Genomic DNA, 25,966 nt, shown 5'->3' with positions numbered 1-25,966 from the left:
CTCACCGCATGACCTCGACGACGAGCCAGCGGTCACCGAGATCGAGCCGGTCACCGCTGTGGAGCACGGTCTCCGCTCCGGGCACGACCGGAACGCCGTCTCGCCCGCGCGTCACGACGACTCCGTTGGTCGAGGCCCGATCGATGACCGCGAGGCCTCCGGCGTCGAGGGGCACGAGTTCGAAATGCGTCCGAGAGAGGGTCAGCGTCTCGTCGCGCAGCACGATCGCATCGGCGCCGGCGGCACGCGACGGGTCGCGGCCGAAGACCGTCCGCCCGTAGACGGCCGTGCGGGTGCCGTCATCCCACAGGAGCAGCGCCCGGGTGCCGGTGCGGATGTCGGGGACGCCCGCGAGCGGTTCCGTGTCGAAGATCATCGCGCTCATGCGTCCCCTCCCCGGGCACGCCGGGCACGGCCGCGCAGCAACGAGCGCAGACTGAGCCGGGCTCGCAGGCGGCGCCACACCGACACCCGGCCGCTCATGCCGACGACGATCGCGTCGACCTCGCGCCAGAAGGCGTCGACGTCCTCGGCCGTGGGCTCTCCCGGACCGAAGACGCGGGCATCCGCCGACGTCGCGAGGGCGGTCACGTCGGGCTGCTCCATCGTCGCGGCGACGACCTGTGCGCTCTCGGTTCGCGTCGCACCCGAGGCGACGGGCGCGTTGAGGTCGACAGCGCGGTCGATCAGTTCGTCCCAGCCGCCCGAGATGCGGTCGGCGGGCTTGTCGGCGTTGCGCCGCTTCGTACGTCGAGCGGTCTTCACCGCCCCCATGATGACGAAGGGAGCGAAGATGATCGCGAGCACGCCGATGCCGATGCCCACGGGCGCGAGGATGGCGCCGATCCAGTCGAAACCGGGGTCCTCCTCTTCTTCCTGATCGCGGTCGTTGGCGATCGCGGGCGGCAGCTCGGCCGGCTCTTGAGCCGGCGGCGGCGGCTGCAGCACCTGCGGCTTCGGGTTGGCCCGCGGCGTCGTGGTCTGCTCGTTCGGCTCGTTGTCCTCGTCGGGCGTCGGGTCGAACGGGATCCACCCGTACCCCTCGAACGCGACCTCCACCCACGCGTGAACGTTGTCGCCGGTCGCGGTGAACTCGGCGGCGGTGTCGCCCTCTTCCGGGTGCCACCCCATGACGACTCGCGCCGGGATGCCCAGCTGCGCCGACAGCAGTGCCATCGCGACGGCGTACTGCTCGTCGTCGCCGATGATCTCGTCGCCGCCGAAGAAGCTCGTGATGCGGGCCGCGCCGTGACCGGACGGCGAATACGGGTCGTCCTCGAGACCGTGGCTGAAGTATCCATCGGTCGAGAGCCAGTCCGCCAGCGCCTGCACCTGCTTGATGGGAGTCTCCGCGTCGCCGACGGCATCGGTGGCGATCTGAGACAGCCCGTCGGGGATGCCCTCCTGCTTCGGCATCTTCACCGGCGCGAAGGCGACATCGGCGAGCGCTTCGTTCGTGGGCCGGACGGGGAACACGGTGTCGACGGTGTAGGTCGTTCCCGGTGCGAGACCCGCGGTGACGGCCGCCGTCCCGGTGGCGTCGTTGTAGTGGGCGGTGCGGCGCAGCTCGTCGGCTCGTTCGCCCTCGAACTCGATCGACCGCACGGCACCGGCGTCGGGCAGCCACACGCCGCGCAGCTCGTCGATCTCGAACTCCACCCGAGCGGGCACACCTTCGGCGTCCGGCGACATGTTCGAGCGCAGGGGCGTGAACGAACTCGACGAGCCGGCGCCCTCGTCCGAGACGTTGAACACGATGCCGTTGTAGGCGTCCATCGTCGCCAGGCGGATGCGGCCGTCCTCCGGGAGGCCCTGCACCGTGAAGAGCGGCGTCTCCGCGTCATCCCGGACGAGTCCGCGGAAGCCCTGCAGCGGGCTCGGGTACTGCTTGACGTCGAAGGGCGGGATGACGATGTCGCGCAGTACGTAGCGCGTCGACGGCGGGCTCGCCACGGCGGCGGTCGCGACGCCGGCGCCCACCGCGACGGCGACCACGGCGGTTCCCGAGATCAGACGGCGCAGCCGCGTGTGCCGCAAGGTCGCGGCATCCGACGTCGCGGCCGGCTCGATGCGCACGGCGGCGTTGTCGGGATCCCACGCCTGTCGCAGCGCGAGCCACACCGACGCCACGACGGCGAAGACGACACCCTGCAGCACGGGCACCGCGGGCTCGGTCATCCCGAGCAGGATCTGCGTGACGAGGAAGGCGGTCACCGGGATCAGCGCCCACGCCGCCTGGCGCAGACGGAGGGCGAGCGAGGCGGTGAGCACCGCCGCGACGAGCGTCAGCAGGAACGGAACGATCAGGTGTCCGTCGTACGGCGCCACCGGAGCCACCGTGGTGAGCAGGCGCTTCCACGACTGCACGGAGCCGAGGGCGAGCTGCGTCCAGGTGTCGAGCGTCGGGATGACGCCGAACAGCGCCGTCTGCGGCAGCGCGAGGGCACCCCCGAAGATGAAGTAGGCGGCGACGGTCAGGCCCGCCGTGGGCAGCACGCCCCAGCGACGGCGGGCGCACAGCCAGGCGATGCCGACGCCGATGACCAGTGCGCCGAATCCCGCGAGGAGGTAGGCCGGGCCGTCGAACGTCGGCCCGAAGCCGACGATCGCCACGGCGAGGAGCAGCACGACGGCGATGAGGTCGAGCACGAGCCGGCGGCGCGCGGGCGACATCACGACAGCACCTTCCGCATCGCGGGGGCGAGCTGATCGAGCGCGCTGATCGAGATGACGTCGGCATCACCGACGCGGCGCAGCACCGGGACCTCGGCCGATCGATCGGCGACGACGGCGAGCACCCGCACGCCCTGAGGCAGTCGCGAGCACGCGAGCTTGAGCTCGGCCGGGTCGGCCCCCGACCCGCAGAACAGCACGACGATGGCGATGCCGTGGGAGTTCATCGCGATCGTTCCGGCCAGGGCCACGACGCCGCCGTCACGCTGGCGCGAGTGCTCGAGAGCCGACAGGTTGTCCAACAGCCGACGCGGCCCCTGCGTGCGGAGCGGGCCGCGCTGCGTGCGCGCCTCGAGCATGCGGGAGTCGCGCAGCGCGCGCAGGCCGATCGAGCCGGCCGCGGAGATCGCGAGCTCGAACTCGTCGGAGTCGGCGTAGTCGCCGGCGTACGTGGAGAGCCCGAGCACGAAGTGCGACCGACGGGTCTCCTCGTACTGGCGCATCATGAGATTGCCGACGCGTGCGGTGGACTTCCAGTGCACATGACGCAGGTCGTCGCCGGGCTGGTACTCGCGCAGGGCGTGGAACGACACGTCGTCGGGTGCCAGCTGCGTCGAGGGGAGCCCTTCGAGGTCGCGCAGGCGCCCGAGCGAGAGCCCCTCGAGGGGCACGGTGCGCGGGTGCACGTAGAGGTCGACGGCCTGGCGGCGGTCGCTGCTGCGCTCGAAGAGTCCGAGCGGGTCGCCGCGGAGCACGCTGACCGGTCCGACCGCCAGCACTCCGCGGGCGGTCGTGGGGATCGCGAACAGCTCTTCGTGGGCGGCCCCGGGTGCGAGCCGGGGCACGTCGAACTCGCCGCGCCCCGAGCCGACCGGCAGGACGACCCGCGAGGGCAGGATCGGCCGCGACGTGCCGTTGACGAGAGTCAGCCCGCCGATCGCGCGCTCCCCCACGACGACGTGGGTGCGTGTCAGGTCGAGGTCGACGTCGTAGGCGGTGCCGCCGAAGAGGAACGGCACGCTGATGACGACGATCGCGGTGAGGATGACGGCTGCGATGACCATCTCCTGCCAACCGAAGCTGAGTGCGACGACCCACAGCAGCACGGTCGCGAACAGCAGCACCCACCCGAGCGGGCGTATGGTGCGGGTGACGAGGCGGATGCCGCGGCGCGCAACCGCCCACCACGACTCGAGCCGCTCGCGCCAGACGACCAGCCGCGACGGCGCCTCCGCGTTGACGGGGGCGGCGTCGGCCGACAGCGTCGTCGTCCCCACGCGGAGGGTCGCGTCCGCGTCTCGCGTGGTGTCACCGACGGTCCGGGTATCGGCCGTGGTTCCGGCCGCGCGCTCGGCAGCCGCCTCACCGCCGGCAGCACCGCGGCCCCGGCGCGTGCGACGCGTCGGGGTCGGGGCGGCAGGGGGTGTGGCCATCAAGCGTCCGCCCGCGCGAGCGGCGCCTCGACGTCGGCGAGGGCGTTGTTCATGACCGTCTCGGCGGTCGTGCCGGTGAACTCGGCTTCGGGATCGAGCACGAGGCGGTGGGCCCACACCGGCAGCGCGAGCAACTTGATGTCGTCGGGCACGACGTAGTGGCGACCCTGCGCGGCGGCGTAGACCTTGGCGATGCGGATCATCGCGATGGCGCCGCGCACCGAGACGCCGAGGCGCGTCGCCGACGCTTCACGCGTGGCCTCGACGATCTGCGCGGCGTAGCGTGCGACGACCGGATCGATGTGGACGGTCGCGGCCAGGTCGGCCATCTCGCCGACGGCGCGGGTCGTGATCACGGGCTTGAGGCTTGCCGACGGGTTGCGGTCGACGGCGCCGACGAGGATGCGCTCCGAGACCGCGAGGGTCGGGTAGCCGATCGACGTCTTGATCATGAAGCGGTCGAGCTGAGCCTCGGGCAGCTTGTAGGTACCGGCCTGCTCGATCGGGTTCTGGGTCGCGATGACGAGGAACGGACGACCCACCTCGTGCGCGACGCCGTCGACGGTGACCCGCGACTCCTCCATCACCTCGAGCAGGGCCGACTGCGTCTTCGGCGAGGCGCGGTTGATCTCGTCGGCGAGCACGATCGAGGCGAAGACCGGACCGCGGTGGAACTCGAAGCGCTTGTTCGCCTGGTCGTAGATCGTCACACCGGTCACGTCGGAGGGCAGCAGGTCGGGCGTGAACTGGATGCGCGTCGAAGTGCCCTGCACGCTCGCCGCGATCGCCTTCGCGAGGCTCGTCTTGCCTGTGCCCGGCGCATCCTCCAGCAGCACGTGCCCCTCGGCGATCATCGCCGACAGCACGAGCGCCACGACCTCGCGCTTGCCGAGGAGAGCGGCGTCGACGTTGTCGACCAGGCGCGCGAAGGTGTCGCGGAACCACGCTGCCTGCTCGGGTGTCATGCTCATTCGTTCGTTCTCGTTCCTCGTGATGAGTGGATGCCGGGGGCGGATGCGGGGACTACCAGCGCGTCGTGCCGGTTCGTCCCCAGCCGATGATCTCGGCGGAGATGTCGCGTCCGTCGGCCCCGATCCAGCAGTCCAGCTGGATCGAGCCGTTGGCCGGGACGTTGTACGACGACGGGTAGGTGTTGAACTTCCGGTTGCCGTCGTAGCAGTCGATGCGGTAGTTGCCCGCCGGGAAGTCCTGCGTGTTCAGCTTCAGGTGGAAGCAGCCGTTCACGCAGCCGCCGACGGGGGATCCCTTCTCGACCGAAGCGCGCGGCTGCGGCGGGGGCGGGGGGTTCGGCGTCGTCACGCTCGCGGAGGCTTCACGCGCCTCGCTGCCGGCGGCGCTCACACGCACCCGGATGGACTGCGTGCTGCTGTAGCCGACGTCGCCCTGCGAGCGCGATCCGCTCGCGTCGACGCGCTGCCAGCCGCCGCCGTTCACGCTGATCTCCGTGGTGATGTCGCGACCGTTGCGGGCGGGCGACGACCACGACAGCGTGACGCGGTTGCCGTCGCGGCTGGCGTTGGCCGACGGGTTACCGATCTGGCCGTACGGCGCGACCTGGTTGGATGCCGCCGAGGGCTCGCCCTCGTACCGCGATCCGTCGGCCGTGGCGACGGCACGAACGCGCACCGTGTAGGTGCCGTTGTTGTTGACCTGACCGTTGCCGATCGTGCCCGATCCGCCGTTGCCGCCGCCGATCCAGTCGTTGCGCCAGCCGCCGTTGTTGACGGAGTACTGGTAGCTGACCTCGCCCGGGTTCGCGCCGTTGAGCGGCCCGGCCGTCCACGAGACGGTGACGCGGTTGTCGCCTTCGCTCGCGCTGATGCCGGTCGGGGCGCCGGGAGGCGTGAAGGCGCGTCGAGGCGCGGATGCCGCACTCCACTCGCCCCAGCCCGCCTTGTTCTGGGCGCGGACGACGAACGTGTAGTCGGTCGTCGAGGTGTCGACGGTCACGGCCTGGCTCGTCTGACCGGCGGGCACGCTGATGGTGTCGACGGTCGCCCCGCCGCGGCGGACCTGAAGCTGGTATCCCGCGATCGCGTCGCCGTTGTTCGCCGGCTGGTTCCAGCTCACCTGCATCTGCGAGCGATTGCCGACCGGGTTGAGGCGCTGCGTCGACGGTGCTCCAGGAGCGTCCGGCTTGCCGGCGGGCACCATCGCCTGCGACCAGACGCTCCAGCTCGACGGCTCGGGCGCACGGTTGTGGGCTCGGACGCGCACCTGGTACTGGACGCCGTTCTGCAGCCCGTCCCACGTGATGCGGGTACCGGTCACGCCGGTCTTCTCGGCGACCCCGGACGGCGGTGCGGGCGAGATCTGCAGGCTGTAGCTCTCGACGGGCGAGCCCTCGGTGCGCGGAACCGTCCACGACACGTCGAGGCTGCGGTCGCCGAAGGCCAGGCTCGGCGGGTTCGGCGTGTCGGGCCGCTGATCGGGACGCGCGGTCTCGGACGGCAGCGACGGGTCGGACTCGCCGACGCGGTTGGTCGCGGTGACCACGAAGTTGTACTCGACGTTGTTCGTCAGTCCGTCCAGCGTGCACGTCGTCGAACGGCACTCGCGCGTGTACGAACCGGCCGTGGAGCGCACGGTGTACCCGGTGATGGACGCGCCGTTGTCCACCGGCGGCGACCACGACATCACCACGGTGCGGCTCTCGACGCTCGTCACTGTCGGCTTGCCGGGAGCATCCGGACGCCCCTGGACGGTGATGCGGATCTGGCCCTCGACCTCACGGTCGGGGTCGCCCGTCGCGTCCTGGATCCGGTACCGCACGACGAGGGTTCCCACGAAGTCGTCGCGGCTGGTGACCTCTACGCGATCACCGGCGACGGTCGCCGAGGCTCCCGAGGTCTCGGTGAACGCTCCGACGACCTTCAGCGGCGTCTCGGGGAACGGGTTCACGTCGTTGTCGAGCACGGCGACCGAGATGGTCTCACCCTGGTCGGCCTGCTCGATGACATCGGCGTTCGCGGTGGCGAGCGGGCGCGTCGAGGCGGTCACGGTGACCGTGATCGTCGCCGTCACCGGGTCCGATTCGCCGTCGGTGACGCTCACCTGCACGGGCAGCGAGGTCCCCTTGGCGACGTCCGTGCTCGCCTCCACCGAGAGCACCGAGCCGTCGATGCGCGCGGTCAATCCGTCGGGCGAGCCGCCGACGATCGCGAACCGCAGCTTCTCGGCATCGCCGGGATCGGGGTCGGTCGCGAGCGCGGCGAGATCGAGGGTCCGCGCATCCTCGCCCTGCGCGACCTCCATCTGCGCGCCGATCATGCTCGGCGGGCGGTTGTCGGGCGGCGTGACGGTGATCGGGATCATCAGGGTCGCCTTGCGGCCCTCGGGGTCGTCGGGCCCCGAACCGTCGGTGACTTCGAAGGTCAGGGCGTCCTGACCGAAGTAGTCGGCAGCGGAGGTGTACTCGAGCGTCCGCTCGTCCTTGACGAGGGATGCACCGTTGGAGTGGGCCGCCGTGACCTTCTCGGCCTCGGTGATGACGACATCCCGTCCGCCCGAGGCGCGCACGTACTCCGACAGCGGCAGCTCGACGGTCTCACCGCTCTGGACGACGAGAGGCTCGGTCGAGATGAGGCTCGGCGGCAGCTCGGCGAGCGAGGGCACGTGGATGAAGGCGGCCGCGGTGAGCTCGTCCTCGTCGGTGATGAAGTAGGTGATGAGCTGGCGCTCGTCGGTCAGCGGCACCGACACCGTGCCGTTGGGGCGCACGGTGGCGTTCTCGCCGCCGGCGCCGAGGGTCACGCGCAGCGCACTGCGTGTGCCGTCGGGGTCGTCGTCGTTGTCGAGCACCGCGACCTCGGCCACGCCGTTCTCGTCGACGTCCTCGGCGCGCACGCGATCGTCGCGGGCGATCGGGCGCTGCAGCGGCACGTCGGGGTCGACGGTGATCTGCACGGGGGCCGTCGCGGTGAGGCCGCGGGCGTCCTCGATCGTGTACTGGATGCTCGTGTTCATCGGCACGTCGGGCGCAGTGATGACGATCTGCTCGCCCGACACCTCGGCCGCGAGACCGTCGACGTCCGGCACCTCGAGCGCGTCGGCAGCGAAGCCGAACTGGTCGCCGTCGGGGTCGGAGTCGTTCTCGAGCACCGAGACCGCCACCTGGCGTCCCGGCCGCATGATGACGGCATCCTTCACGGCGTACGGCGCCTGATTGGTCGTCTCGGGCGGCGCGACGCCGACCTGGATACGCGCCGTTCCCTCCTTGCCGAGGCGGTCGCGCACCCGGTAGGTGAACGAGTCGGAGCCGACGCTCGTGTCGAAGGCCTCGTAGACGAAGGTGTTCGACCCGGTCTCGACGATGCGACCCTTGCTCGGCGAGCTCGCGATGCCGATCAGCTCGACGGAGTCGCCGTCCTCGTCGATGCCGTCGAGGGGCACCGGGATCGTGACCTTCGAGCCGCTCAGGGTGCGCGCGGTGAGGTCGCGGGGGCGCGGCGCGGCGTTGGCGTCGTCCTGTCGGGGCAGGATCTGGATCGTCACGTACGCACCGGCACGCTGACCCGAGCTGTCGACAGCCTCATAGGTGGCGTTGACGGTCTTGGGCTCGTCACCGGCACGGAACCGGAGCTTGTCCTCCGAGACGAACACCTGGCCGTCGGCCTCGTCGACGAGCGGCGGAACGAGCTCGGGAGACACATGCAGGGTGTCGCCGTTGGGGTGGGTGTCGTTCGCGAGCACGTCGATCGTGACGACATCGCCGACGCGCACGACCGCCGTGTCGTTGTTCGCGACCGGTGGCCGCAGCCGGTCGGGCGCCGGGATCGGGATGACGACGATCTCGCCCGTGGCGGATTGGTCGCCGTTGGAGATCGTGTACGACACCCGCGTCTGCTCGCTGAGCGAGCCCTGGTCGGTGATCCGGACGGTCTCATGGCCGAGCACGGCCGCCGTCACCCCGCCATCGGGGTCGGCCGTCACCGACTGGACGACGAGGATGCCGCCGGCTGGATCGGTGTCGTTGCCGAGGACGTTGACCAGCACGTCGCCGCCGGTCGGCAGCAGCGCGACGTCTCGCACGGCGACGGGCGGGAGGTTGGTGTCCGCCGCCGGCAGCACGTCGACGCGCACGAGTCCAGGGACGCTGTTGGGGCCCGCCGAGACGAGGTAGTCGACGTAGTAGGTGTTGACGACGTCGGACGTGAAGGTGAAGGTCTGCTCGGCGAAGTCGGGCTGGATCGTCGCGCCCTCGACCTCGTCGACGCGCGTCAGGCGCAGCGGCTCGCGCCCCGCGCTCGTGTCGTTGGTGAGCGGTGACACCGTGACCGACTGGCCGACCCGGGTCACGACGTGGTCGGCGTTGGTGACGGGGACCGTCGTCCCGGGAGGGCGAACGTCGATCCGGAGCACGCCGGCGCCGTCATCCGTGCCGTCCGAGACGATGATGGGCACGTCCTTGCGGCCCTGCACCGCACCGATCGCACGATAGGTGATCTGTCCGTCGGACGTGAAGTCGGCCTCGTCGCCGCCGTCGGGCTGGACCGACTTCAGGAAGATGTCGTCGCCGTCCGGGTCGATCCATTCGCTCAGGACGTTGTACGACGTGGTGCCGCCGGCCTCGACGGTCACCGGCGTGACGCGCTGCTGGACGGGCGGGGAGTTCTCGTTGTCGCCGCGCACCGAGAGCCGCACCGTCGCGGATGCCTCGCCGCCGCGGCCGTCGTCGGCGGTGTAGGTGAACGACGTCGAGCCTGACGCATCGTCGGGCACGGCGATCTGGAGGGCGCCACCGTTCTGGATCTGCGAGATCTCACCGAACGCGGGATCGCTCGTGGCCTCGGCGACGAGCACGTCGCCGTCGGCATCGGTGTCGTTGAAGAGGACGGGCAGCACGGTCGTGCGACCGGGGCGCACACCGAACGAGTCGTCGACGGCGATCGGCGGCGTGTTCTCCTCGGTCCGCTCGGGCAGGGCGGTCTCGACCGTCTCCTCGGTCGTCTCCTGCTCCTCGTCGCCGGTGCCTTCCGGCGGGGTGATGTCGGTCCAGTTGTCGACGCGTTGCATGTTCTCGCTCGCGAGCCAGGCCGCACCGCCGAACACGTCGTTGAGCACGACGACATCCCGATTCACGCGGAACTCCAGTTTCGCGGCGGGATCGATGCCCTCGATCTCCTGCACCAGATCGTCGGCGTCGTTCGCACAGTCGCGGACGAAGACTCCCGATCCCGACCACGCGCCGTAGGCACAGCCGCCGACGTAGACGGGGTCGGCGGGGGTGCCCTCGGCGCCGGCCTCGATCGTCGTCGTCTGTCCCCCGGGCTGCACGCGCAACAGGGCGCTGCGCGTGCTCACGGTGAGGGTATCGGCGGAGTTGGACGGACGCTGCAGCAGCGCATCGGCGGGAAGATCGGTCTGCGAGCCGTCGCCGCCATAGAGCACATTGGTCTCGCGGTCGAGCACGAACGGCGTCTGCCCGAGTGAGGTGATGGCCAGCTCGTGATCCTCGGCGATGCCCTCGAGGCTCCGCTCGGCGGTCTGCGCGACGGTGCCGTCGCCGATCGGCGCGTAGGCGTACAGCGACGCGCCGGCCGCGGACGCGGCATAGATCGTGCCGTCTGTGCCGACCGTCGCCGTCGCGTTCTCCCCGAGCTCGGCGATCGGCTCGTTGCCTTCGAAGCTGAAGCCGTTCACACCGGCGAACTGGACGGTGCGCAGGTCTCCCGCGGCGTCGAGCACCGAGACGGTGTCGGATCCGAGGGCGATCTGCGCGCCCGGCTGCACCTCAGCGGTTCCCGAAAGCACGACCTTCGCGGGATCGACGGCCGACATCGCCGATCCGTCCGCGTCGACCACGACGACGCGGGGACCGGATTGGAGCACGTCGTACTCGGCGGATGTCGTGCGCAGGCTGCCGTCGAGCACGCGGGACTCGTTGTTGTAGTGCCCCACGAGCAAGCTGGACTGCTTCGTCACCCACACGCCGCCGTCGTGGAGATCGACCTCGGTCGTGGGCTCACCCTCGTAGGCGACCGCGAGGGTTCCGATGGTCAGTGCCGCGACGGTGACGATACCGGCGGAGATGAACGTTCGCGGGCGTGCCCGCAGCCACGAGGTCGACGTCATTGGGCTCGGCTCCCCCCGGGGCGACGTTGATCGGCCCGGCTTCCGGGCTCGCACTGGTTGAACTGCGGAACCACCCTATGTCAGGAGAAGTGCCGGATTTGTCGGTTGACATGGGGAGTTCTCCCCATGTCGACCATCGCGATGGTGTGCATCATCTCTCCGATCCGGCGCGGGTGCCGATGTAGCGGCCGAGATGCTCCGCTGTGAGGGTGTCGCCAGCCGCGACGAGGTCGGCCGGTGTCCCCTCGAACACGACCCGCCCGCCGTCGCGCCCGGCACCCGGTCCGATGTCGATGATGTGATCGGCGTGCGCCATGACGGCCTGATGATGCTCGATGACGATGACCGAGTTGCCGGCGTCGACGAGCCGGTCGAGCAGCGCGAGCAGATTGTCGACATCCGCGAGATGCAGACCCGTCGTCGGCTCGTCGAGGATGTACACCGAGCCGGACGTAGCCATCGAGATCGCGAGCTTCAATCGCTGCCGTTCTCCGCCCGAGAGGGTGCTCAGCGCCTGCCCCAACGTGATGTACCCGAGGCCGACGTCGATCAGGCGCGACAGGACTCCTCCCGCCACCCGCGGCGGAAGCGCCTCGGCGGCCTCTGCCGCGCTCAGCGCGAGCACCTCGGCGATGGTGCGCCCGTCGAGGGTGTACCGGAGCACCTCGGGGCTGAATCCCGACCCCTCGCATACGTCGCACTCCGTCTCGACGGATGCGGTGATGCCGAGCTTCGTGACGATGACGCCCAGCCCCTTGCAGGCCGGGCACGCGCCCTGCGAGTTGGCGCTGAAGAGAGCGGGCTTGACCCCGTTCGCCTTGGCGAACGCCGAGCGGATCGGATCGAGCAGGCCCGTGTAGGTCGCCGGACTGCTGCGCCGGTTGCCCCGGATCGGCGACTGATCGACGACGACCACCCCGTCCCGCCCCGCGAGGCTGCCGTGGATGAGCGACGATTTGCCCGAGCCGGCCACACCGGTGACGACGGTGAGAGTCCCGAGCGGGATGTCGACGTCCACCGACTTGAGATTGTTGGCGGTCGCACCCCGGATCTCGAGGATGCCGGACGCCGTGCGCACCGCCGGTTTCAGCTGTGCCCGGTGGTCGAGGTGCCGACCGGTCAGCGTGCCGGATACCCGCAGCTCGACGACCGATCCCGTGAACTGGATCCTCCCGCCGTTCCGTCCTGCGCCGGGCCCGAGATCGATGACGTGATCGGCGACCTCGATGACCTCGGGTTTGTGCTCGACCACGAGCACCGTATTGCCCTTGTCGCGGAGCCCGCGGAGCAGATCGTTCATCCGCTGGATGTCGTGCGGGTGAAGACCGGCTGTCGGCTCGTCGAAGACGTACGTGACGTCGGTCAGGCTCGACCCGAGATGCCGGATCATCTTCGTTCGCTGGGCCTCGCCGCCCGAGAGTGTTCCCGAGGAGCGGTCGAGCGAGAGATAGCCGAGGCCGATGTCGATGAACGACTGCACGGTGGCACGCAGTCCCGCGAGCAACGGCTCGACGGAGGGGTCGTCTATCGAGCGAAGCCAATCGGCGAGGTCGGTGATCTGCATCGCCGCGGCATCGGCGATGTTCACTCCGGCGATCCTCGCCGAACGTGCCCCGTCGTTGAGCCGCGTCCCCCCGCATGCCGGGCAGGGCATGAACTTCACCGCCCGCTCGACGAACGCCCGGACGTGGGGCTGCAGCGACTCGCGGTCCTTCTGCAGCATCGACTTCGTGACCCGCGGGACGAGTCCCTCATAGGTCATGTTGATGCTCTGGATCTTGACCTTGGTGGGCTCTTTGTAGAGGAAGTCCTCGAGCTCGGTATCCGAGTAGTCGGCGATCGGCTTGTCGGGATCGAGCAGTCCCGACTCGCTGTACCCGCGCACCATCCAGCCGTCGGCGCTGTAGCCCGGAACCCGGATGGCGCCGTCATTGAGAGACTTCGACCGGTCGACCAGCTCATCGATGTCGATGTCGCTGACCTCGCCGAGCCCTTCGCAGTCGGGGCACATGCCGCCCGTCACCTGGAACGACCGGCGTTCCGCACGGCCTTCCTCGCCTCCGACGGCGATCATGATCTCGCCGGCACCCGACACCGACGGCACGTTGAACGAGAACGCCTGCGGCGACCCGACGAACGGCTGGCCGATACGGCTGAACAGCACGCGCAGCATGGCATGCACGTCGGTCGCCGTGCCGACCGTCGAGCGGGCGTTCGCGCCCATCCGCTCCTGATCGACGATGATCGCCGGGCTGATGTTCTCGAGCGCGTCGACATCGGGGCGCCCGATCTGCGCCATGAACTGCTGGACGAAGGTCGGGTAGGTCTCGTTGATGAGACGCCGCGACTCGGCGGCGATCGTGCTGAAGACGAGCGAGGACTTGCCGGAACCGCTCACGCCCGTGAAGACGGTCAGCCGTCGTTTCGGGATGTCGACGTCGACACCGTTCAGATTGTTCTCACGCGCACCGCGGACGCGGATGAGCTCGTGCGAATCGGCGGCGTTCTCAGCGGATGCGGCGGCCATCGGACATCCTCTCGGTACGAACCTCCCCATTGTGGGGCTTCGTGTCATCGAGGGCGAGAGCTCGGTGGCATCCGACGACGTGGTCGTCGACCATGCCGGACGACTGCATGAGCGCGTACATCGTCGTCGGCCCGACGAACCGGAACCCGCGGCGCCGCAGGGCCTTGCTCATCGCCTCGGATTCCGCCGTCACCGGGGGCACGTCGGCGAGCGTTGCGGGGCGTGGCCGGTCAGCCTCGGGCGCGAACGACCACATGAGCTCGTCGAACTCGCCGTCGGAGACGCCGAGCAGCAGCCTCGCGTTCGAGATGGTGGCCTCGATCTTCGCCCGATTGCGGATGATGCCGGCATCCGCCATGAGGGCCGCGATCTCGTCGGCGCCGAATGCGGCCACGCGCACCGGCTCGAATCCCGCGAAGACTTCGCGGAAGCGCGGGCGTTTGCGCAGGATCGTGATCCAGCTGAGCCCCGCCTGGAACCCCTCGAGGCTCAGCTTCTCGAACAGCGCGCGGTCGCCGTGGAGCGGGCGCCCCCATTCTTCGTCGTGGTAGCGCCGGTACTCGACGTCATCGCCCACCCAGCCGCATCGGTCCAGGCCGTCGGGTCCGGTGATGAGGTCGAGCGCCATTCCGCCAGGCTAGCGAGCGCCGCCGACATGCCGCGGTTCGCCACCGCCGCAGCCGGTCTCACGAGCCGCGCTTGCCCGACTTCGCGAGCGTCTTCTCCGAGACGGGCGCGGTACCCGACGCGGCGAGGTCGGCGAAGTACTCGCGTGCCTCGCGCTGCCGCTCCGCCTCCGCGCCCGACGCGATGGGCGCGCGGACGTGCTCGGGCGCGAAGCCGAAGGCGTCGACGAGGTCCTGGGCATGCGGGCGCAGACGCGCGCACAGCCGGTCGATGTAGCTCGTGACGGCCGCCGCGCGCTGGGTCGAGAGGCGACCGTTGATGAGGTACCACGCGAGATGCCGCTCGATGAGGGTCAGACCGAATAGGTCGCGCAGCCACACGAGCACCTGGCGGGTGCCCTCGTCTTCGATGCGCTCGACACCCTGTGCGAACGCCTCCCACTGGAGGAGCTCACCGTGAGCGCGGGCGGCCTCGATCAGCTCCGACTGGTGCTGGTTGAAGACGGCAGCGGCATCCTGCTGCGACATCTTCGATGCGGGCCGCAGCGCGGCGGCGATGTCGGCGATCATCTGCTCGACCCGGCCCGTCAGCAGCTCGTGCTGCTGCTCTGCCCGCAGCCCGAGCTGCACCGATCGTGCCGTCTGCCCGAAGTCGGCGACCGACTGACCGAGCCGACGCAGCCCGGCACCGTGGAACACGCGCTCGGCGGTGGAGACGGCGGCGAACTTCGCGAGCGCCTTCGCGTCGGCTCCCTTGAACTGCTTCGCGTAGTCGCTGAGCAGACGCTTGCCCACCAGCTGCAGGAGCACGTTGTTGTCGCCCTCGAAGGTGGCGAAGACATCGAGGTCGTGGTGCAGGTCGACCATGCGGTTCTCGGCGAGGAAGCCCTGGCCTCCGCACGCCTCACGGCACTCCTGGATCGTGTCGAGCGCATGCCACGTCGACAGCGGCTTGAGGGCGGCGGCGAGCGTCTCGAGGTTCTCGCGCCCCTCCGGGGTGTCGGTGCGCCCCGAGAACACGCCGTCGAAGGACTGCAGCAGCTCGTCGTGCGAGAAGAACTGCGCGTAGGTCTGCGCGATGCGCGGCAGCAGGCGGCGCTGATGCCGGCCGTAGTCGAGCAGGGTGACCTCGTCGGTGCCGGCACCGGAGTCGAACTGACGACGCTGGTTGGCGTACGTCACGGCGATGTACTCCGCGAGCGCCGAGGCGGTCGTGGCGGAGCCGTCGAGCGATACACGCCCCTGCACGAGGGCGCCGAGCATCGTGAAGAACCGGCGGCCGGGGCTCGCGATGTCGGAGCTGTAGGTGCCGTCCGCAGCGACGTCGCCGTACCGGTTGAGCAGGTTCGTGCGCGGGATACGGACGTGATCGAAGTGGAGACGGCCGTTGTCGATGCCGTTGAGCCCGCCCTTGACGCCGTCGTCCTCGCCGCCGACACCGGCCAGGAAGTTGCCCTCGTCGTCGCGGAGCGGCACGAAGAAGCAGTGGACGCCGTAGTTCACGCCGCCCGTGATCAGCTGAGCGAAGAGGGTGGCAGCCTTGCCGTGCACCGCCGCGTTGCCCAGGTAGTCCTTCCACGCACCGCGGAACGGCGTGTGGATGACGAACTCCTCGGTCTCGGGGTCGTACGTGGCGGTCGTGCCGATGGCCGCGACATCCGATCCGTGCCCGGTCTCGGTCATCGCGAACGCGCCCGGCAGGCGCATCTCCATCGCGTCGCGCAGCCAGGCGTCGTGGTGGGGCTTCGTGCCGAGCTGGTGGATGGCCGAGCCGAAGAGGCCCCACTGCACGCCGGATTTGATCTGCAGGCTGGGGTCGGCCAGCACGAGCTCCTGGAAGCCGGCGAGGTTCGCACCGTTGTCGCCGTCGCCGCCGTACTCCTTGGGGTAGCCGCGTCCGGAGGCGCCGCGTTCGACGAGCAGGTGGAGCTGCGTGAGCACGCGTTCGCGGTGCTCGGCCATCGGCTCGCCCGGGATCTGCCAGAACACGGGATCTTTGATCATCTCGCGTGCCTCGCGCCGCGTCGCCGCCCAGGTTCCGAGCAGCATGTCGGTGACCGCGTCGATGTCGATGCGCGCCTCGTGCGCCTCCTCCGCGGTATGGGGCGCGGTCGGGGCTCCCCCGGCGGGGGTGCGGTCTGCGGTTGCGGGCTTGTGGGGACGAACAGCGGCGTCGGTCATCGCGTGCCTTTCGACGTCGGAAGGATCGGAGTCAGTATTCACGGTAGGACTTCCACAACGCCTCGCCAAGCGAGTTGGTCGGTCAGCACAACCGGATGCCGGTACGTCGGCGACCCGCATTGTGCGACGGCGACATCCACGCTCGCCTCTGCGATCAGCGCGCGCCCTGCATCCGCGCCATCGCGGACTGGATCGCCACCGCCGCCGCGCCCCGGGCCCACGCTCGGAAGCCCGTCTCGTCGACGTGGATCGTGATCTCGGCGGCATCCGCGGACCGCCCCGCGCGGATCGCGTCGCGGATCTCGGTCTCGGCGAGCGCGAACAAGCCGATACCTTCGCCCGCGAGGACGACGTCCGCCTGCAGCGAGAGGTTCGCCGCGAGCGCGATCATCCGGCCGAGAGCGATACCGGCGCCGGCGACCACGGCGCGCGCCGCGGGCTCTCCCGCACTGGCGAGCCGCAGCGTCTCGTCGTAGTCGACGGGCCGGCCGAGTGCCGCCGAGACCTGCGCTGCGATCGACCCCGACGAGAGCATCGCCTGCGAGCAGCCGCGGTGCCCCTCGGAGCACAACGGACCATAGGGATCGAGCGGCAGATGCCCGCCGGTGCCGACGATGGCGTCGAGCGTGCGCACGACCCGACCGCCGACGACGAGGCCATAGCCGACGCCGGCGCCGATCGTGATCGTGATGAACCCCGGCAGACCGCGACCGGCGCCGAACCACCGCTCGGCCTCGGTGAGGGCGACGAGGTCGTTCTCGACCGTCACGGGCGCGCCGATCGCCTGTTCCAAACGCGCGCCGAGGTCGACCTCGCCCCACCCGAGGAACGGCGCGTGGCGCACGACGCCGTCGTGGACGTTGCCGCCGAGCCCGAGACCCACGCCGACGAGCCCGTCAGCGCCGAGCGCCGTAACGGCCGCGGCGACCTCGCCGACGACGGCATCCGGGTCGCGATCGGGGATGGGTCGCTCGTGTTCGGCGAGAAGGTCGGCACGGATGTCGGTACGCACGGCGTACAGGCCGTCTCCGGTGAGCTTCATGCCGATGAAGCAGCCCGAGTTCGGGGCGATGTCGAGCGGGCGCGACGGTCGGCCGATCGAGCCGTCGGCGATGTCGTCGAGCTCGACGAGCAGGCCGCTGTCCAGCAGCGGTTTGGCGAGCCGGGTCAGGCTCGCCGGCGACAGACCGAGTCGCGTCGTGAGCTCGCGTCGCGACAGCGGACCGTGAATGAGGACGGCGCGGGCCAGGGCGGCTTCGTTGTCGCTCATCGTCACCCCTTATCGAGTTGGTTCCAGTGTGACACAAAAGTGGGTGCTGGCTGGCGCAAATGGCGTCGAATCATCGCGCTGGGTGATCCTTTATTTTCATGGTAGAACTAACCCCATGGCCGATTCCGACAACGATGTCCTCCACGATCCGACCGACACGACGGCACCGGTCGGCGCGGTCGCCCACCTGCGCCGCGACGGCACGAGCGTCGTCGTCGACCTCGCGGCACAGCCGCATCCTGCGATCGTGCACTGGGGCGAAGACCTCGGCGACGCCTCGGAACGCACGCTGCAGTCGCTCGCGATCGCGGCGCGGCAGCAACGCGTCTCGGGCGGCCTCGACACGACGGCCCGACTGACCCTCGCGCCGACCGAGGCATCCGGCTGGCTCGAGACCCCCGCCGTGGAAGGACACCGCGACGGCCGCGGCGCGAGCGCCCTGTTCACTCTGCGCGACGCCGTCGTGAACACAGACGCAATGCGCGTCGACCTGGCCGACGACGAGGCCGGGTTGGCCCTGCGGGTCGATCTCTCGGTCGGCGCCGGCGGGCTGCTGCGCGGCCGCCTCACCCTGCGCAACACCGGCTCGACCCCGTACACGGTGCTGACGCTGCAGGCGATGCTGCCGTTGCCGTGGGATGCCGCCGAGATCCTCGACACGACGGGGCGACACCTGCGCGAGCGCTCCGCCCAGCGCCACGATCTCACCTTCGGATCGCACGTGCGCGAGAGCCGGCGCGGCCGTCCCGGCGCCGACGCCACGCTGCTCCTGGCCGCCGGACGCCCCGGCTTCGGCTTCGAGCACGGGCGCGTGCACGGCGCACACGTCGCGTGGAGCGGCAACCAGCGACTGCTTGCCGAGCGCACCCCGACGGGCGATGTCTTCCTCGCCGGCGGCGAGCTCTACGGACCCGGCGAGATCATCCTGGCCCCGGGCGAGGAGATCGCCTCGCCCGAGCTCCTCGCGTCGTGGGGCGACGGCCTCGACGAGCTCGCGGCGCGGTTCCACGCCGGCGTGCGTGCCCGCCCGCAGCACCCGCACCGTCCGCGCCCCGTGACCCTGAACACGTGGGAGGCGGTCTACTTCGACCACTCGCTCGAGAAGCTCCTCGCGCTCGCCGACCGGGCCGCCGAGCTCGGCGTCGAGCGGTACGTGCTCGACGACGGCTGGTTCCGGCTGCGCCGCGACGACACGGCCGGACTCGGCGACTGGTACGTCGACGACACCGTGTGGCCGCAGGGACTGCACCCCCTCGCCGACCACGTCGTCGCCCGCGGCATGGAGTTCGGCCTGTGGTTCGAGCCCGAGATGGTCAACCCTGACAGCGACCTCGCGCGGCAGCATCCGGAATGGCTGTTCCGCGGGCGCGCCGGACTGCCACCCTCGGCCCGCCAGCAGCAGGTGCTCAACCTCGCGCATCCGGGCGCCTACGACTACATCTCCGAGCGCATCCACGCGATCCTCGCCGAGTACCCCATCGCCTACATCAAGTGGGACCACAACCGAGACCTCGTCGACGCGGCATCCGGTCCGGGAGGCGCACGCCAGGTGCACGCGCATACCCTCGCCGTGTACCGGCTGATCGACGAGCTCAAGGCGACCCACCCGGGGCTCGAGATCGAGAGCTGCGCGTCGGGTGGCGCCCGCACCGACCTGGGCATCCTCGACCGCACCGACCGGATCTGGACCAGCGACTGCCTCGACCCCGTCGAGCGCCTCGAGATCCAGCGCTACACCGCCCTCGTGGTGCCGCCCGAGATGATGGGCATGCACCTGACCACGCCCCATGTGCACTCGACGGGGCGCACCGTGTCGCTCGCCCTGAGCGGCGCCGTCGCCCTGTTCGGACACTTCGGGATCGAGTGGGACGTCACGACGATCTCGGATGCCGACGCGGTCGCGGTCGCGGAGTGGGTGGCTCTCGCCAAACGCGTACGCCCGCTCGTCGCGACCGGGCGGCTCGTCAACGTCGACGTCACCGACCCGGGGCTCGACGTGCGCGGCGTCGTCGGCGCCGACCGGGACGCGGCGTTCTTCACGATCGCCCAGACGCAGACGCTCATCTCCTCGCCCGCCGGCCGCGTCCGGTTGCCGGGACTCGACGACGCGACGGAGTACCGCGTGCGACTCATCACTCCGTGCGGCCTCGTGCAGACCCCGGCGCAGTCGCCGCTGGACTGGGCGCACCACGACACGGTGCTCACCGGACGCCAGCTCGCCGTGACGGGGGTGCGTCCCCCCGTGCAGAACCCGCAGCAGGCCGTCGTCGTCGAGATCACCCCGGCCTGACCGACCCATCCCCCCAGCGCAAGGAGGCGCGCCCCATGAGAAGACGAACCATCCGCACCGCCGCCGCCGTCGTCGGGCTCACCGCCCTGATGATCGGAGCCGGCGGATGCGCGGCGAACCCCGGCGACGGGGTGACGACGATCGACTTCTTCCAGTTCAAGGGAGAAGCCCTCGAGGACTTCACCGAGATCATCGCGCAGTTCGAGGCCGAGAACCCCGACATCCGGGTGGTCCAGAACCAGGTCGCCGATGCCGAGACGCTGATCCGGACGCTGCTCGTGAAGAACCGCACGCCCGACGTCATCACACTCAACGGCAACGGGAACTTCGGCAAGCTCGCCGAGGCCGGGGTCTTCTACGACTTCTCGGACGAACCTGTGCTCGACACGATCAACCCCGGGGTGCAGCAGATCCTCGAGCAGCTCGGCAACGCCCCCGGCGAGGTCAACAGCCTCGGCTACGTCAACAACGCCAACGGGATCATCTACAACCGCGCCATCTTCGCCGAGCAGGGCCTCGAGGTGCCCGAGACGTGGGACGAACTGATCGCGCTGTGCGACACGCTCGTCGAGCGCGGCATCCCGCCCTTCGCCACCTCGCTCGCCGAGAACTGGACCGCCATGCCGTCGTGGAACGGCATCGGCGCGTACGCCGCGCAGGACGGCTTCTTCGACGCGATGCGCTCGGAGGGCGAGAACGTCGGCCCGGACGCTCCGGTGTCGTTCGAACAGGACTTCCCCGAGATCATGGAGCGTCAGGCGCAGCTGTTCGCGTATTCGCAGGAGGGCTACCGCGGGGCCTCGTACGACGACAGCACGGCGCTGTTCGCGCGGGGCGGTGCCGCGATGATGCTGCAGGGCATCTGGGCCCTCAGCCCGGTCAAAGCCGTCAATCCCGACATCGACGCGGCAATCTTCCCCTACCCGGTGCCCGAAAGCCCCGACGACCGCATGCTCGTATCGGGTGTGGACGTGACGGTGACGATGGCTCGCGACACCCCGCGCAAAGAAGAGGCGCTGCGCTTCATCGAGTTCCTCTTCCGCCCGGATGTGATCGAGCGGTTCGCAGCAGCCCAGACCATGGTGCCGTCCGTCGTCGGCGCCGAACTGGGCGACGACCCGGCCCTCGAGTCGATCGCGCCCTACTTCGACAGCGGCCGGATCACCGGCTTCATCGACCACCAGGTGCCGACGGCCATTCCGCTGACGGGCATCGTGCAGCAGTTCCTCTACGACGGCGACGTCGACGGGGCCCTGCGCACCCTCGACAACGAGTGGCGCAAGGTCGCCGCCCGCACCATCACCCCGGTCGAGGAGGACTGAGATGGCCACCACCGTCGCCCCCGCCCCGCGCTCGCGATCGAAGCTCGCTCCCCGCGCCTACTACTGGTTCGTGTGGCCCGCCGTCATCGCGTTCGCCGCGTTCCACACCCTGCCGGTCATCATCGGCGTGTTCTTCAGCTTTACGAACTATGCCGGCTACGGCACGTGGGACTTCGTCGGCATCGCGAATTACGTCAACATCTTCCGAGACGACCGCGTCCTGCAGGCCTACACCTTCTCGTTCCTGTTCGCGATCGTGGCCACGGTGCTCACCAACGCCATCTCGCTCGCGATCGCGCTCGGCCTCAACGCCAAGATCCGAGCCCGGAACTTCTGGCGCGGCGTGTACTTCGTGCCGTACATCCTCGCGGTGCTGGTCGTGGGCTACGTGTTCCAGTTCGTGTTCTCGAACTCGCTGCCGAAGATCCTCGCGGGCATCCCGCTGTTCCGCGACAACATCCTCACCAACCCCGACTGGGCGTGGACGGCGATCGTCGTGCTGGCTGTCTGGCAGGCCTGCGCCTTCTCGATCATCATCTACCTGGCGGGGCTGCAGACCATCCCCGCCGACATCTACGAGGCGGCATCCATCGACGGCGCCACCCCGGCCCGCCAGTTCCGCTCGATCACCTTCCCCCTGATCAGCGCCTTCTTCACCATCAACGTCGTGCTCAGCCTGAAGGGCTTTCTGCAGGTGTTCGACCCGATCATCGCCCTCACCAACGGCGGTCCGGGAACCTCGACCGAGTCGGTGACGATGCTGATCTTCCGCGGCGGCTTCACGGGCGGCGAGTTCGCCTACCAGACCGCCAACGCCGTGATCTTCTTCATCGTCATCACGATCGTTTCGCTGCTCCAATTCCGGGTCCTTCAGCGCAGAGAGGCCGACTTCTGATGTCCAGCTCCACCTCCACCCCGGTCGAGGCCGGCCCCGCCACCACCGCCGTCGTCGTCCCCCGCCGTCGTCGCGGCGGTGGCGACCCCGGAGACACCCGCCCCACGAACTGGTGGGCGACCGCGCTCATCGCGGTGTGCTCGCTCACGGTCATCATCCCGCTGTACCTCGCCGTCGCCGTCGCCCTCAAGACGCCGGCGCAGCTCGCCGACGGCACCGGGTTCGAGCTGCCGTGGCCGATCAACTGGGACAACTTCGCCGTCGCGTGGGAGCGCACCGACTTCCCGCAGGCGCTGCTGAACACCGCCATCATCACCGTGGGCTCGGTCGTGTTCACACTGTTCACGAGCTCGCTGGTCGCCTACGCGCTCGCCCGAAACCTGCACCGCCCGTTCTTCAAGGGCGTGTTCTACTACCTGCTGGCCGCGCTGTTCGTGCCGTTCCCGATCATCATGCTGCCCCTGGTGAAGCAGACGTCGCTGCTCGGGCTCGACAACCCCGGCGGCATGATCGTCCTCTACACGATCTACGGCCTGAGTCTGAACATCTTCATCTACACCGCGTTCATCCGCTCGATCCCCATCGAGCTCGAAGAGGCGGCGCGGATGGACGGCGCCTCGACGTGGCGCGTGTTCCGGCAAATCGTCTTTCCGCTGCTCATGCCGATGAACGCCACCGTCGGCATCCTGACGTGCGTCTGGGCCTGGAACGACTTCATCATGCCGCTGGTCGTGCTGACATCGCCCTCAGACCGCACGCTGTCGCTCGCGCAGTACGTGTTCCAGGGGCAGTACAACACCGACTACACCGTGGCCTTCGCCTCGTACCTCATGGCGATGGCGCCGCTGCTGATCATCTACATCTTCTCGCAGCGCTGGGTGATCTCCGGGGTGATGCGCGGCTCGATCAAGTAGCCGCGGCGGGAGCCGGCGAAGCGCGGTGCTCGTCGTCAGTGAGATGCCACGACGGCGAGCACCGCGTCGCCGTAGGCCTCGCGCTTCTTGGCTCCGATGCCGGTGATGCCCTCGAGGTCGGCCGAGGTGCGCGGCCGGCGATCGGCGAGCGCGCGCAGCGTCGCGTCACCGAAGACGATGTAGGCCGGAACGCCCTGCTCGCGCGCCTGTTCGGCACGCCAGGCACGCAGCGCCTCGAACAGGTCGCGATCGCTCTCGGCGACCTGCTCGACCGCGGCCGACTTGCGCACGCGAGAGCCGCCGCTGTTCTGGCCCCGCCCGAGCACGTCGCGGCGCAGGGGGACGTTAGCCTCGCCCTTGAGCACCGGCGCTCCGGCCTCGCCGACCGCGAGCACGCCGTACTCGCCGCGAGCGACGAGGATGCCGCGGGCGAGCAGCTGCCGGATGACACTGCGCCAGTCCTGGTCTGACAGATCGGAGCCGAGGCCGTACGTCGCGAGTTCGTCATGACGCTGCTGCCGGATGCGCTCGGTCGACGCTCCGCGCAGGATGTCGACGAGGTGGCCGGCGCCGAACGACTGGTTGCGCTCGCGCTGCAGCCGGACGATGGTCGAGAGCAGCTTCTGGGCGGGGATCAGGCCGTCCCACGTGTCGGGCGGCGTGAGGCAGGTGTCGCAGTTGCCGCAGGGCTCGGAGTCCTGGCCGAAGTAGCCGAGCAGGTTCTGCCGACGGCACGCGACCGTCTCGCAGAGGGCGAGCATCGCGTCGAGGTGCTGCCCCATGCGCATCTTGAACGTGCGGTCGCCGGGGCTCTGATCGATGAGGCGCCGCTGCTGCACGACATCCCCCAGGCCGTAGGCCATCCAGGCGATCGACGCTTCGCCGTCGCGTCCGGCGCGCCCGGTCTCCTGGTAGTACCCCTCGACAGACTTCGGCAGATCGATGTGGGCCACGAACCGGACGTCGGGCTTGTCGATGCCCATGCCGAACGCGATCGTGGCGACCATGACGACACCGTCTTCGCGGAGGAACCGCGACTGGTGCTTGGCGCGCATCTCGGCCGGAAGACCCGCGTGGTACGGCAGGGCGTCGAGACCCTGTGCGGCGAGGTAGTCGGCGGTCTGCTCGACCGACTTGCGGCTGAGCGCGTACACGATGCCGGCGGATCCCTCGGGCATCGAGCGGATGAAGGTGACGAGCTGCCGCCGCGGATCGACCTTCGGCTCGATGCGGTACTGGATGTTGGGTCGGTCGAAGCTCGCGACGAAGTGCCGCGCCTGCGGCAGGCGCAGCCGCTCGGTGAGCTCCTGGTGCGTCGCGCGGGTCGCAGTGGCGGTGAGCGCCATCCGCGGCACCCCGGGGAACCGCTCGTCGAGGTCGCCGAGGGCGAGGTAATCGGGACGGAAATCGTGGCCCCACTGCGAGACGCAGTGCGCCTCGTCGATCGCGATGACGCTCAGGGCGCCCCGCTGGAGCAGCTGCGTCGTCTGCGGCACGCTCAGACGCTCGGGGGCGACGTAGAGCAGGTCGAGCTGACCCGCGAGGTACGCCTGCTCGACACCGGCGCGCTCACCCGGAGACTGTGTGGAGTTGAGGTAGGCCGCCCGCACGCCGTTGGCGATCAGCGCATCGACCTGGTCGTGCATGAGCGCGATGAGCGGGCTGACGACGAGTCCCGTTCCCGGGCGCACGAGCGCGGGCACCTGGTAGGTGATCGACTTGCCGCCGCCGGTGGGCATGAGCACGACGGCATCCCCGCCGCCGACGACGTGCGAGACGATGTCGCCCTGGTCGCCGCGGAAGTCGTCGTAGCCGAAGACCTCCTTGAGCACGGCGCGCGGGTCGGCGCCGGTGAAATCGCGACGCTCGAGCGAGAGGACGGCGGCGGGGGCCGCGTTCGGCACGGCACGCGGCGGCGCGGCACGCGGCGGCGCGGCGCCGGCGGATGCGCGGTCGCGGGTGGCGCGAGCGACGGCAGCGCCGTATCCGTCGAACTCGGGCGGCGGCGGCGCGTCGAAATCCTCGGGCGGTGCGAACTCGTCGGGGTTCCAGTCGAGGTCGGCGTAGGGATCGGCATCCCAGGACTGCTGCTCTCGACTCACTCGATTCACGATAGCCGCGGCATCCGACAGCCCGCTCCGTGCGTTCACAGGCGGGGTCACCTCCCGCCTCGTCAGCACCACCGTTCGGCGAGCGTCATGACGACGTTGAGGTTGCGGTTGGTCGCGATGCCGAGGAGCTTCGCCGCGCCCAGGGGATCGACCGTCCCGTCCTGATACCCGGGTTGCAGGAGCGCGTGGACCGCGCGGCCGCGGACCAGCATGCGGCCCGCGGCGGTCGCGAGCGCTTCGACCCGGGCGGCCGTGTCGGCGTCGAGCTCGTCCTTGAGCAGGTAGACGTAATGGCGGGCCAGGCCGGGGTTCGCCTCGCTCAGGGCGAGTGCCTCGGCGGCGAGCGCGGCGAACTCGTCGGCGCGGAACGTGATCGCCGGAACCTCGAACCCTCGATCGGCCGCGTATGCCCGCTCGAGCGTCTGCTCGATCTTCGCGCGGGAGCGCATGCGAGTGTCGAAGCGGATGTTGCCGGTGTTGATGTGCGTCGCGACGTCCTCGAAGCCGACGGCCTCGGTCACCCGGCGGATGTCGTCCTTCGGGAAGACGCGCGTCGCGCCGAGGTTGATCGCCCGCAGGAACCCGAGATGTGTGGCCACCGGCTCATCCTGCCCCAGGCCCGCGACATC

General features: G+C 69.9%; 15 protein-coding genes. 4 read left to right on the top strand and 11 right to left on the bottom strand.

Features of this window, described 5'->3' with window-relative positions:
• Nucleotide 1 precedes the first annotated feature (1 nt).
• From P6897_RS01515 to P6897_RS01475, 9 genes are all read right to left on the bottom strand, one after another.
• The gene (locus tag P6897_RS01515) at nt 2-385 is read right to left on the bottom strand and encodes an FHA domain-containing protein (RefSeq protein ID WP_282501885.1); all 384 of its coding nucleotides are present in this window, start codon (nt 383-385) and stop codon (nt 2-4) included.
• Entirely contained in the window at nt 382-2,673 is a 2,292-nt protein-coding gene (locus tag P6897_RS01510; protein WP_282502623.1) for a transglutaminaseTgpA domain-containing protein, read from the bottom strand. Before P6897_RS01510 ends, P6897_RS01515 begins: the two co-directional genes overlap by 4 nt.
• On the bottom strand, nt 2,673-4,106 hold the full coding sequence (locus tag P6897_RS01505) for a DUF58 domain-containing protein (protein WP_282501884.1): 1,434 nt from the start codon (nt 4,104-4,106) through the stop codon (nt 2,673-2,675). Before P6897_RS01505 ends, P6897_RS01510 begins: the two co-directional genes overlap by 1 nt.
• Nucleotides 4,106-5,077, bottom strand: a complete 972-nt coding sequence (locus tag P6897_RS01500; RefSeq protein ID WP_114588976.1) for a MoxR family ATPase — start codon at nt 5,075-5,077, stop codon at nt 4,106-4,108. Before P6897_RS01500 ends, P6897_RS01505 begins: the two co-directional genes overlap by 1 nt.
• Nucleotides 5,078-5,129: 52 nt before the next feature.
• A complete protein-coding gene (locus tag P6897_RS01495; RefSeq protein WP_282501883.1) occupies nt 5,130-11,201 on the bottom strand; it encodes an Ig-like domain-containing protein in 6,072 nt (2,023 codons plus the stop codon).
• Nucleotides 11,202-11,352: 151 nt separating this feature from the next.
• Nucleotides 11,353-13,728, bottom strand: a complete 2,376-nt coding sequence (locus tag P6897_RS01490) for an excinuclease ABC subunit UvrA (RefSeq protein WP_282501882.1) — start codon at nt 13,726-13,728, stop codon at nt 11,353-11,355.
• On the bottom strand, nt 13,709-14,356 hold the full coding sequence (locus tag P6897_RS01485) for a DNA-3-methyladenine glycosylase I (protein WP_282501881.1): 648 nt from the start codon (nt 14,354-14,356) through the stop codon (nt 13,709-13,711). Before P6897_RS01485 ends, P6897_RS01490 begins: the two co-directional genes overlap by 20 nt.
• A gap of 58 nt (nt 14,357-14,414) precedes the next feature.
• The gene (locus P6897_RS01480) at nt 14,415-16,535 is read right to left on the bottom strand and encodes an acyl-CoA dehydrogenase (protein WP_274178160.1); all 2,121 of its coding nucleotides are present in this window, start codon (nt 16,533-16,535) and stop codon (nt 14,415-14,417) included.
• 154 nt (nt 16,536-16,689) lie between these two features.
• Nucleotides 16,690-17,805: an ROK family transcriptional regulator gene (locus tag P6897_RS01475; protein WP_274178159.1), complete on the bottom strand. Its 1,116-nt coding sequence runs from the start codon at nt 17,803-17,805 to the stop codon at nt 16,690-16,692.
• Between the two features lie 115 nt (nt 17,806-17,920).
• Between P6897_RS01475 and P6897_RS01470 the strand changes: the two genes are divergently transcribed.
• Genes P6897_RS01470 through P6897_RS01455 form a run of 4 tightly spaced genes read left to right on the top strand, consistent with a single transcriptional unit; the run spans nt 17,921 to nt 23,226 of the window.
• Nucleotides 17,921-20,095, top strand: coding sequence for an alpha-galactosidase (locus tag P6897_RS01470; protein ID WP_282501880.1), 2,175 nt, complete (start codon nt 17,921-17,923; stop codon nt 20,093-20,095).
• Nucleotides 20,096-20,130: 35 nt separating this feature from the next.
• Nucleotides 20,131-21,417: an extracellular solute-binding protein gene (locus tag P6897_RS01465; protein WP_114588971.1), complete on the top strand. Its 1,287-nt coding sequence runs from the start codon at nt 20,131-20,133 to the stop codon at nt 21,415-21,417.
• Between the two features lies 1 nt (nt 21,418).
• Nucleotides 21,419-22,312: a sugar ABC transporter permease gene (locus P6897_RS01460; protein ID WP_274178156.1), complete on the top strand. Its 894-nt coding sequence runs from the start codon at nt 21,419-21,421 to the stop codon at nt 22,310-22,312.
• Complete coding sequence (locus P6897_RS01455; protein ID WP_114588969.1) at nt 22,312-23,226, top strand: carbohydrate ABC transporter permease; 915 nt, start codon at nt 22,312-22,314, stop codon at nt 23,224-23,226. Before P6897_RS01460 ends, P6897_RS01455 begins: the two co-directional genes overlap by 1 nt.
• 35 nt (nt 23,227-23,261) lie before the next feature.
• Here the strand turns inward: P6897_RS01455 and recQ are convergent, their stop codons facing one another.
• Both recQ and P6897_RS01445 read right to left on the bottom strand, forming a co-directional pair.
• Nucleotides 23,262-25,328 (bottom strand): DNA helicase RecQ, encoded by a 2,067-nt coding sequence (gene recQ / locus P6897_RS01450; RefSeq protein ID WP_282501879.1) that lies wholly within the window; start codon nt 25,326-25,328, stop codon nt 23,262-23,264.
• A 71-nt stretch (nt 25,329-25,399) separates the two neighbouring features.
• On the bottom strand, nt 25,400-25,936 hold the full coding sequence (locus P6897_RS01445) for a DUF1697 domain-containing protein (protein ID WP_274178153.1): 537 nt from the start codon (nt 25,934-25,936) through the stop codon (nt 25,400-25,402).
• Nucleotides 25,937-25,966: the final 30 nt, after the last annotated feature.

This window comes from Microbacterium sp. BDGP8, from assembly GCF_029991045.1.
GTDB lineage: Bacteria > Actinomycetota > Actinomycetes > Actinomycetales > Microbacteriaceae > Microbacterium > Microbacterium plantarum.
The sequence above is the reverse complement of the archived record's forward strand: the minus strand, read 5'-3'. Positions and strand labels throughout refer to the sequence as shown.

Bases quoted from the DNA above. Each gene is read 5' to 3' on its own strand.
- P6897_RS01485 (WP_282501881.1), bottom strand. From the start codon at position 14,356: ATGGCGCTCGACCTCATCACCGGACCCGACGGCCTGGACCGATGCGGC.
- P6897_RS01515 (WP_282501885.1), bottom strand. From the start codon at position 385: ATGAGCGCGATGATCTTCGACACGGAACCGCTCGCGGGCGTCCCCGAC.
- P6897_RS01455 (WP_114588969.1), top strand. From the start codon at position 22,312: ATGTCCAGCTCCACCTCCACCCCGGTCGAGGCCGGCCCCGCCACCACC.
- P6897_RS01470 (WP_282501880.1), top strand. From the start codon at position 17,921: ATGGCCGATTCCGACAACGATGTCCTCCACGATCCGACCGACACGACG.
- P6897_RS01495 (WP_282501883.1), bottom strand. From the start codon at position 11,201: ATGACGTCGACCTCGTGGCTGCGGGCACGCCCGCGAACGTTCATCTCC.
- P6897_RS01475 (WP_274178159.1), bottom strand. From the start codon at position 17,805: ATGAGCGACAACGAAGCCGCCCTGGCCCGCGCCGTCCTCATTCACGGT.
- P6897_RS01465 (WP_114588971.1), top strand. From the start codon at position 20,131: ATGAGAAGACGAACCATCCGCACCGCCGCCGCCGTCGTCGGGCTCACC.
- P6897_RS01505 (WP_282501884.1), bottom strand. From the start codon at position 4,106: ATGGCCACACCCCCTGCCGCCCCGACCCCGACGCGTCGCACGCGCCGG.
- P6897_RS01490 (WP_282501882.1), bottom strand. From the start codon at position 13,728: ATGGCCGCCGCATCCGCTGAGAACGCCGCCGATTCGCACGAGCTCATC.
- P6897_RS01460 (WP_274178156.1), top strand. From the start codon at position 21,419: ATGGCCACCACCGTCGCCCCCGCCCCGCGCTCGCGATCGAAGCTCGCT.
- P6897_RS01500 (WP_114588976.1), bottom strand. From the start codon at position 5,077: ATGAGCATGACACCCGAGCAGGCAGCGTGGTTCCGCGACACCTTCGCG.
- P6897_RS01480 (WP_274178160.1), bottom strand. From the start codon at position 16,535: ATGACCGACGCCGCTGTTCGTCCCCACAAGCCCGCAACCGCAGACCGC.
- P6897_RS01510 (WP_282502623.1), bottom strand. From the start codon at position 2,673: ATGTCGCCCGCGCGCCGCCGGCTCGTGCTCGACCTCATCGCCGTCGTG.